Origin of the sequence: Burkholderia sp. AU4i (assembly GCF_000466765.1) — a bacterium.
GTDB lineage: Bacteria > Pseudomonadota > Gammaproteobacteria > Burkholderiales > Burkholderiaceae > Burkholderia > Burkholderia cepacia.
On sequence record NZ_ASSI01000136.1, the window covers coordinates 1 to 8165 of the forward strand.

Consider the following 8165-nt stretch of genomic DNA (forward strand, 5'->3'; position numbering starts at 1 on the left):
CGCCGGCTCCGCCGCGCGCGCGCCGTGGTGACCGCCGTGGTGTGCGGCCCCGCCTTCGCCGGCCTGCGCCACCTGCTCCGCGGCCACCGACTGGCGTGCCCGCGACACGAACGCGCCCGACTTGTCGTCACGCCCCACTTCGAGCAGGCCGCGCGCCTGCGCCTCGTCGAGCAGGTTGCCGAACGCGCGGAATCCGTAGTACGACTCGTTGAAATCCGGCTTGCGACGCTTGATCGCGCTCTTCAGCACCGACGCCCAGATCTTGCCGACGTCGTCCCGCTCCGACGCGAGCGCGTCGAACGTCTCCACGGCCAGCGCGATCGCCTCGGCCTTGCGCGCGTCCAGGTCGTGCTTGCGCGACGCCGACGGCTCGTCCGGCCGCTTCGCGCCGCCGTTGCCTGCGCGCTGCTGCTGTTCGCGCTTCGCGAGCGTGCGCTGCTGCTCGCGTACCAGATCGTCGTAGAAGATGAATTCGTCGCAGTTCGCGACCAGCAGGTCCGACGTCGATTTCTTCACGCCGACGCCGATCACCTTCTTCGCGTTCTCGCGCAGCTTCGACACCAGCGGCGAAAAATCCGAATCGCCGCTGATGATCACGAACGTATCGACGTGCGACTTCGTGTAACAGAGGTCGAGCGCGTCCACGACAAGCCGGATGTCGGCCGAATTCTTGCCCGACTGGCGCACGTGCGGAATCTCGATCAGCTCGAAGCTCGCTTCGTGCATCGACGCCTTGAAGCCCTTGTAGCGATCCCAGTCGCAATAGGCCTTCTTCACGACGATGCTGCCCTTCAGCAGCAGGCGCTCCAGCACGGGCTTGATGTCGAACTTCTCGTACTTCGCGTCGCGCACGCCGAGCGCGACGTTCTCGAAGTCGCAGAACACGGCCATGCTGACGTTGTCCAGGGGTAATGCCATGTGTACTCCAACCGGTGGGCCGCTGCGTTGTATGACATAGCGGCGAAAAATGCATCGCGCACATGATAGCCGGTCGGCGCGTCATTCCCGCATCCGTGTGAACGAATGACCGCAGGAAGGCCCGCCGCCGGTACGCCCCTTAATACACACCCGCCGCACGGGCAAATCGACATTACACTTGAGTTATCGGTCGTCCGTCCCTATCTGGGAGGACGACGCATCGAGCAAGGAGCGGTTTCATGACGACGAAGGTACTGCTGATTGGCGCGACCGGCCGAACGGGCCAGGCCTGCGCGGATCTGCTGCTCAAGCAGCCGGAGTTCGAGGTCACGGCGCTCGTGCGCCGGCACGGCTATGCGCTGGCGGGCGCGCGGGTGGTCGAGGCCGATCTGACGAACGATTTCTCGCACGCATTCCAGGGCATCACGCACGTGATCTACGCAGCCGGCTCGGCCGAATGGGAAGGCGCGGCCGAAGAGGAGCAGGTCGACCGCGACGCGGTCGCCCGTGCGGCCGAATACACGCTGGCCTACAACGCGCAGAAGCTCGTGGTGATCAGCTCGCTGTCCGCGTACCGGCCCGAACTCGGCCCGGACGCGCTGCGCCACTATTCGCAGATGAAGCGCGAAGGCGACGATCGGGTGATCGCATCGGGCGTCGACTACGCGATCCTGCGCCCCGGCCCGCTCACGGACGATCCGGGCGTCGGCAAGATCGCGCTGACCGACGCGTGGTTCGACGGCGCCCCGCCCGTGTCACGCCAGGATGTCGCCTGGGCCGCGATCGAGGCGATCAAGCTCGGCATCTCGCGCAAGATCGTCGGCTTCGTCGGCGGCAGCGTGCCGATCGAGCAGGCCTTGCGCGCCTAGCGCCCTCACGCGCGCCGCCGCGTCGATCCGTACCGGCGGCCCACACGACGGGCCGCCTCGACGCTTGACGCACGCGGTGCCCCGGTTCCCCGGTGCCCGTTTACTGCTTCGGATGGGCGTCGGCCCACGCCTTCACGGCTGCAAGCGTGTTCTCGACGTGCTTGTCGGGCGACATGCTCGTGTATTCGTAGAGAATCTTCCCTTCCGGCGAAATCACATAGGACACGCGGTTCGCACGGTCGATCGCCGGCAGTTTCGCGTCGTATTCCCGGATGATCTTCGCGTCCGGATCGGCCGCGACCGGGAACTTGCTCCGGCACTCGCTCACCGAGAACTTCGTCAGCGTGTCGATCTTGTCGGCCGATACGCCGATCACCGTCGCGCCGTAAGCCTTGTAACGGTCGACCGCGTCCGCGAACGCGTGCGCCTCGATCGTGCAGCCCTTCGTGAACGCGGCCGGGTAGAAATAGAGCACGACCGGCCCCTGCTTCAGCGCGTCCGCGAGCGCGTACGTGTAGGTCTTGCCGCCCAGCGACGCCTGCGTCGTGAAATCGGGCGCCGCGGCGCCCGGCTTCAGTTCCGCCTGCGCCATCAGTGCATGACCGGCCACCAGCGCCGCCACGGCGGCGCCCAGCAACAGTTTTCGCTTCATCTGCATCCTCATTTCTTATAAAGTCAGCCTCGATGTGGGTCACGCGGGCGTTCGCCTGTCGAACACCCGCGTGGCCGATTCGGAGCCGCGGCAGCGCCATCCGCGCCCGGCCCGTTAAAGATTCCGCACAGTCTGCCGTTATTCCTTCCGGACAACCGGTTCCAGCCCTTCACGTCAGCGAGAAACATGGAAGCCAACAGGAAACAGACGTCACGCAAGGGCTCCTGGCGCAGCGCCTTGCATACGCTGCGCCGCTTCGCCTGGTCGGGCGGCGCGCTGATGCCCGCGCGCGCCGGCGCCCCGCGCCGCGACGACTCCGTACGCAACTGGCTGGAACAGACGGTTGGCACGGTGGATTTCCTCGCCCATGTCGACCGCGAACTGCGTTTTCTTTACGTGTCGGACGCAAGCCTGCGCTTCATCGGCTACCACCGCGACTACCTGCACACGCTGACGCTGCGCGACCTGATCGCCGAACAGGATACCGCGGCGCTCGAAGGCCTGCTTGCGCGCGCCGCGCGTTCCGGCCAGGTCGAGAAGGCGACGATGTGCATCGTGAAATCGCTGACCTACCCGCTCGACGTCGAGATCCGCGCGTTCAAGAGCCGCCACCATGGCGTCGACGGGTTCGCGATCGCGGCGTTCGACGTGTCGTCGTGGCGCGCGCTCGAGGCGCGCCTGACCTACGAGATGCACCACGACCCGATGACGGGCCTCGACAACCTGTCCGCGCTCGTGCCCGCGCTGATGCGCGCGCAGCAGGCCGCCGACGAAGGCGGCACCTGCGCGGCACTGCTGCTGCTCGACCTCGACGATTACCAGCGGATCAACCGCGCGCTCGGCTACGACGCGGGCGACACGCTGCTGCGCGAAACCGCGCAGCGGCTGAAGGCGCTCGTCACGCAGAACGAACAGCTCGCGCGCGTCGCGAGCGACAAGTTCGCGGTCGTGCTCAGTGCGCCGGACCGCACGCAGGCGAGCAATGCCGCCGATGCACTCGCACGCCGGCTGCAGGCCGCGGTGCGCCAGCCCTATGTGTACCAGGGGCAGACCGTGCACCTGTCCGCGAGCATCGGCATCGCGCTCTACCCTGACGAGCGTGCCGCCCCGCATCGCGCGCAGCACCACAGCCCGCTGCTGCGCCGTGCCGACCATGCGCTCGCGCAGGCGAAGGCGTCGGGCGGCAACGCGCTCGCGTTCCACGCGCCCGTCGACGACCCGGCGGATGCCGAACGGCTGAAGCTCGAGGCCGACCTGTACGACGGCGTGCGCAACGGCGAGTTTTCGCTCCATTTCCAGCCGATCACGCGCAGCCAGTCGGGCGCGGTGGTCGGCGTCGAGGCGCTGATCCGCTGGCGCCATCCGGTGCACGGCCTCGTGCCGCCGGCGACCTTCATTCCGCTCGCCGAATCGATCGGCCTGATCAACTATCTCGGCAACTGGGTGCTCAAGGCCGCGTGCATGCAGCTCGTCGCGTGGGATCGCCAGGGGCTCGCGCTGCAGTACGTGGCGGTCAACGTGTCGCCGCAGCAGTTCCGCGACCCGCGCTTCACGCAAAGCGTGCGCGAGGCGATCGCGCTGACGGGCATCGACCCGCGCCGCATCGTGCTCGAGATCACCGAAAGCCTGCTGATGCACGATCCCGCGCAGGCGAAGGGGCTGCTCGAGGAGCTGACCGATCTCGGCATCCGCTTCGCGATCGACGACTTCGGTACCGGTTATTCGAGCCTCGCGTATCTGCAGCGCTTCCCGCTCGCGAAACTGAAGATCGATCGCAGTTTCGTCGAGAACCTGCTGACCTCGCGCAACGACCGCGCGATCGTGTCGGCCGTGGTCGGCCTCGCGCAGACGCTCGATCTCGAGCTCGTCGCGGAAGGCGTCGAGACCGAGGCGCAGCGCGAATTGCTGACGGAAATGGGCTGCAACCATATCCAGGGCTGGCTCGTCTGCCAGGCGCTGCCGTCCGAGGAGCTTGCGCGGCGCTTCGAGGCCCATCAGCTGCACCTGCACGCCGCCGCCTGACGCGCGGCGAACCGGACAGATCCGTATGTCAATCACCGAACACCTGCCCCGCACCGCGCTGCTCGACAAGCTGTGGGCCCGGATGAACGAACGGGGCGATTTCCCGTTGCTGTCGGAATCGCTGCGCGCGACGATGGCCGCGATGAAGAACGACGACCTCGACTTCACCGCGCTCGTGCGCGTCGTGCTGTCGGACTTCGCACTCACGCAGAAAGTGCTGCGGCTCGCGAATTCCGCGATGTACATGGCGTTCGGCGGCAACATCACGACCGTGACCCGCGCACTGATGGTGCTCGGCATGGATGCCGTCGGCCACCTGGTCGTCGGGCTCAAGCTCGTCGACCATTTCCACCACAGTACGCCGCGGCGCATCGACGCGAAGCTCGAGCTGAACCGCGCGCTGCTGTCCGGCTGCGTCGCACGCAAGCTCACCGAACGCGTCGAGCTGCGCGCGGGCGAGGAAGCCGTCGTCTGCACGCTGATGCGCCAGGTCGGCAAGCTGCTCGTGGTCTGCTATCTCGACAGCGAATGGGACCGGATCCGCCGCCGCGCGGCCGAACTGAACGGCGACGAAGCGGCCGCCTGCATCGACGTGCTCGGCGTCGGCTTCGACGAGATCGGGCTCGAGGCGGCCGCGCGCTGGCGGCTGCCCGACGTGATCCGCGCGGGGATGGCCGACCACGACCACGTGGTCCGCACCGACGCGTTCGGCCACGACGAGGACGACCTCGATGCGGGCGAGGTGTCCGACGACGGCCCGACCGAGCGCGTCCGCTGGCTGCGCGAGATCAGCCGCTGCTCGACCGACGTCGCGGGTGCGCTCGTGATGCCCGCGAGCCCGCAGCGCGACGCGCGCATCGCCGCGCTCGCGCAGCACTACGGCGCGGAACTCGGCATGGAACCCGACGCGCTCGTCGAGATCGCCGAGCGGCTCGCGCGCGAGGAAGCGAGCGACACCATGATGCGCGAGATCGTCGAGCTGCGCGCGAACGCCGATGCGATCGCGCGCGCGCAGGCCGAGCCCGAGGCGTGCCTCGAAGCCGGCCTCGCGGACCTGCGCGCGCTGCCGTCCGAGCACGTGCTGACGCCGGTACTCGCGCTCGCGTCGGAAAGCCTGCTGGCCGGCCTCGCGTTCACGCGCACCGTGATGTTCGTGCGTCACGACGACGGCATGTTCGCCGCGCGCCTCGGCTTCGGCCCCGGCGTCGATACGATGCTCGACCGGCTGCGCTTCGACGAGCGCTTCGAGCCGGACGTGTTTCATCTCGCGATCTCGAACTCGGTCGGCATCTTTATCGAGCAGGCACGGGAGCCGAAGATGCTCAAGCGCCTGCCCGCGTGGTATCTCGACGCGTTCGACGACACGCGCGCGTTCGTGTTGCTGCCCGTGCGCGTCGGCACGACGACCGTCGCGCTGCTGTACGGCGACTGGGCCGGCGCGCAGCCCGCGCGCAAGATCACGCAGCAGGAGATGGGCGTGCTCAACGAGCTCGCACGCGAACTGGGCCGGTTCTTTCCGGCGTGACGCGGCGGCCCCCCGCCGCTTTCCTCCCTTTCCCGCCTGCAAAAGCAAACCGGCCGCATGAGCGGCCGGTCTGCTTGCATCGTGCGATCGAACGCAACGCTTACTTGAGCGTCACGGGCACGCTGAAGTACTTCTTCGCGAGGTTGTCGATCGTGCCATCGGCCTTCAGGTCCTTCAGCGCCTGATCGAGCGCGGTCTTCAGCGCCGCGTCGTTCTTGCGCAGGCCGAAACCGACGCCCGAGCCGAGGATCTCGGCGTCGCTCACGGTGCCGCCCGCGAACGCGAAGCCCTGGCCTTGCGGCTTCGCCAGGAAGCCCTTCGAACCGGCTTCCGCGTCCTGGAACGTCGCATCGAGACGGCCGGACTTCAGGTCGGCGTAGGCCAGGTCCTGCGTCTGGTACGGCACGACCTCGACACCTGCCGGCGCCCACTTCTTCTTCGCGTACGCTTCCTGGATCGTGCCCTGCAGCACGCCGACGCGCTTGCCCTTCAGCGATTGCGGGGTCGGCAGCAGGCCGCTGCCCTGCTTCGCGATCAGCTGGTTCGGAATCGTGTAGATCGGATCGGTGAACGCGATCGCATGCTTGCGCTGGTCGGTGATCGTCATGTCCGAGTTGATCGCGTCGAACTTGCGCGCCTGCAGCGCCGGGATCAGGCCGTCGAAGTCGTTCTCGACCCACACGCACTTCGTCTTCAGCTTCGCGCACACCGCGTTGCCGATGTCGATGTCGAAGCCGGTCAGCTTGCCGTCGGGCGTCTTGTATTCGAACGGTGCGTACGAGGCCTCGACGCCGAACCGGATCTCCTTCAGATCCGCGGCAACCGCGTTGCCTGCCGCCACCGCCGATGCCGCCACCACCGCATGCGCGGCCACTTTACGCCAATCCAACTTCATCAGGTGCTCTCCTCGATACTCGAATGTTCCGGAACTACGGGCGCTTGCATCATTGCAGGGTCGGATGACCACGACAATCGCGATGCCACGCCGTGATGCGGCGCAACAGCCGCAAGGCCGCGATTGTACCAATCCGCGCGGCCCGATATGGCAAAGCGGGCGACGTCGCGCGATGCTGCGCTGCGCGCGCGGCGCCGGTCAGGCGATCCGCCGAACTTGCAAAACGGTGTCGCAAATACGCAAGCCGGGGGGCGCATGCCGTCGGCCCCGGCATGCGGGCGACGACGGGATACCGACGGGTTGCGGGTCAGGCGCGCGCCGCGTGCCGTCGCGGCAGCGCAATCGGCAGCCGGTCGGGACATGCGCTCAAACGAGCGCCGCGATCGTCTCGCGGGTCGTGTCGACGACGAGCAGGCCCGCGCGCAGGCCCGGCTTCACGGTCGGGTTCGGAAAAACGATCCGTTCCTCGTCGTGCGTCACCGTGTAGCGGTAGTCGCCGTCCTGCGCGAGCACCGTGCCGCGTGCAAACGCGGTGAAGTTCGCGACGTCGGCCGCGACGAACAGCTCCAGCGCATCGCTCTGCTTCGTGATCTGGTCGATCACCGTGAACACGCGCGGCAGCGGCGGATGATCGCCCTGCGCGGCCGCATCTCCCCCCGCGCCCGACACGAGCTGGCGCACCGCGCGATCGGCCGATGCGAAGCGCGTCAGGTCGTTCTGGCCGAACGGGCGCACCTTGCCGAGTTCCAGCGTGCACGCGAGCGCGCCGCAGTGCTCGGCCGTGAAATGCGAATACGTATTGCCCTTCGCGGTATGCAGCAGCACGGCCGCGATGCGCGCGTCGCCGAGCCATTCGAACATCGTGCGCGTCGGCGGCGTGCCCGTGTGCGGCAGCAGTGCGAACTGCTCGAACACCGACGCGCGGATCGCCGTGTGCATGTCGATGTGCCAGCGCGCGGCGCCGGCCGGCGCGTCCGTGAAGAACGCGGCGGCGGCCGCTTCCAGTTGCGCGGCGCGCGGAGCTTCGCGGCTGGCGGGCACCTGCGCATGACGGCCGCTGAACAGGCGGTTCAGGTCGTCGTCGAGATAACGCTCGCCGGCACGCATCGCCGGCACGTTGCCGAGCACGACGAGCAGCCGGCATGCGAGCGGCAGCGCGCCCGATGCGAGATCGCGCACGAGCATCGACAGCAGCTCGATCGGCGCCGTCTCGTCGCCGTGCACGCCGGCCGACACGAGCACGCTCGGGCGCGTCGCGCCGGCGGCCGCGGCCGGTTCGAGCGC

7 protein-coding genes are annotated in these 8165 nt (G+C 68.0%); 3 read left to right on the forward strand and 4 right to left on the reverse strand.

Going from position 1 to position 8165, the window contains the following annotated elements; translation table 11 throughout:
- The coding region (locus L810_RS28730; RefSeq protein ID WP_042976573.1) for an NYN domain-containing protein at positions 1 to 918 on the reverse strand (918 nt) is incomplete at its 3' end.
- Between the two features lie 239 nt (positions 919 to 1157).
- On the opposite strand from L810_RS28730, the gene L810_RS28735 reads away from it, so the two are divergent.
- On the forward strand, positions 1158 to 1787 hold the full coding sequence (locus L810_RS28735; RefSeq protein WP_021161763.1) for an SDR family oxidoreductase: 630 nt from the start codon (positions 1158 to 1160) through the stop codon (positions 1785 to 1787).
- 100 nt (positions 1788 to 1887) lie between these two features.
- Here L810_RS28735 and L810_RS28740 read toward each other — a convergent pair whose 3' ends face one another.
- Positions 1888 to 2439, reverse strand: a complete 552-nt coding sequence (locus L810_RS28740; protein ID WP_021161764.1) for a peroxiredoxin — start codon at positions 2437 to 2439, stop codon at positions 1888 to 1890.
- A 279-nt stretch (positions 2440 to 2718) separates the two neighbouring features.
- Between L810_RS28740 and cdpA the strand changes: the two genes are divergently transcribed.
- Together cdpA and L810_RS28750 are read left to right on the forward strand one after the other, a co-directional pair.
- The gene (cdpA, locus tag L810_RS28745; protein WP_194290282.1) at positions 2719 to 4461 is read left to right on the forward strand and encodes a cyclic di-GMP phosphodiesterase CdpA; all 1743 of its coding nucleotides are present in this window, start codon (positions 2719 to 2721) and stop codon (positions 4459 to 4461) included.
- 25 nt (positions 4462 to 4486) lie between these two features.
- Positions 4487 to 5986: an HDOD domain-containing protein gene (locus L810_RS28750; protein ID WP_021161766.1), complete on the forward strand. Its 1500-nt coding sequence runs from the start codon at positions 4487 to 4489 to the stop codon at positions 5984 to 5986.
- 100 nt (positions 5987 to 6086) lie between these two features.
- Here L810_RS28750 and L810_RS28755 read toward each other — a convergent pair whose 3' ends face one another.
- Both L810_RS28755 and astE read right to left on the reverse strand, forming a co-directional pair.
- The gene (locus L810_RS28755) at positions 6087 to 6881 is read right to left on the reverse strand and encodes an ABC transporter substrate-binding protein (protein WP_042976569.1); all 795 of its coding nucleotides are present in this window, start codon (positions 6879 to 6881) and stop codon (positions 6087 to 6089) included.
- A 366-nt stretch (positions 6882 to 7247) separates the two neighbouring features.
- A partial coding sequence (astE, locus tag L810_RS28760) for a succinylglutamate desuccinylase (protein WP_042976571.1) occupies positions 7248 to 8165 on the reverse strand: 918 nt, incomplete at its 5' end.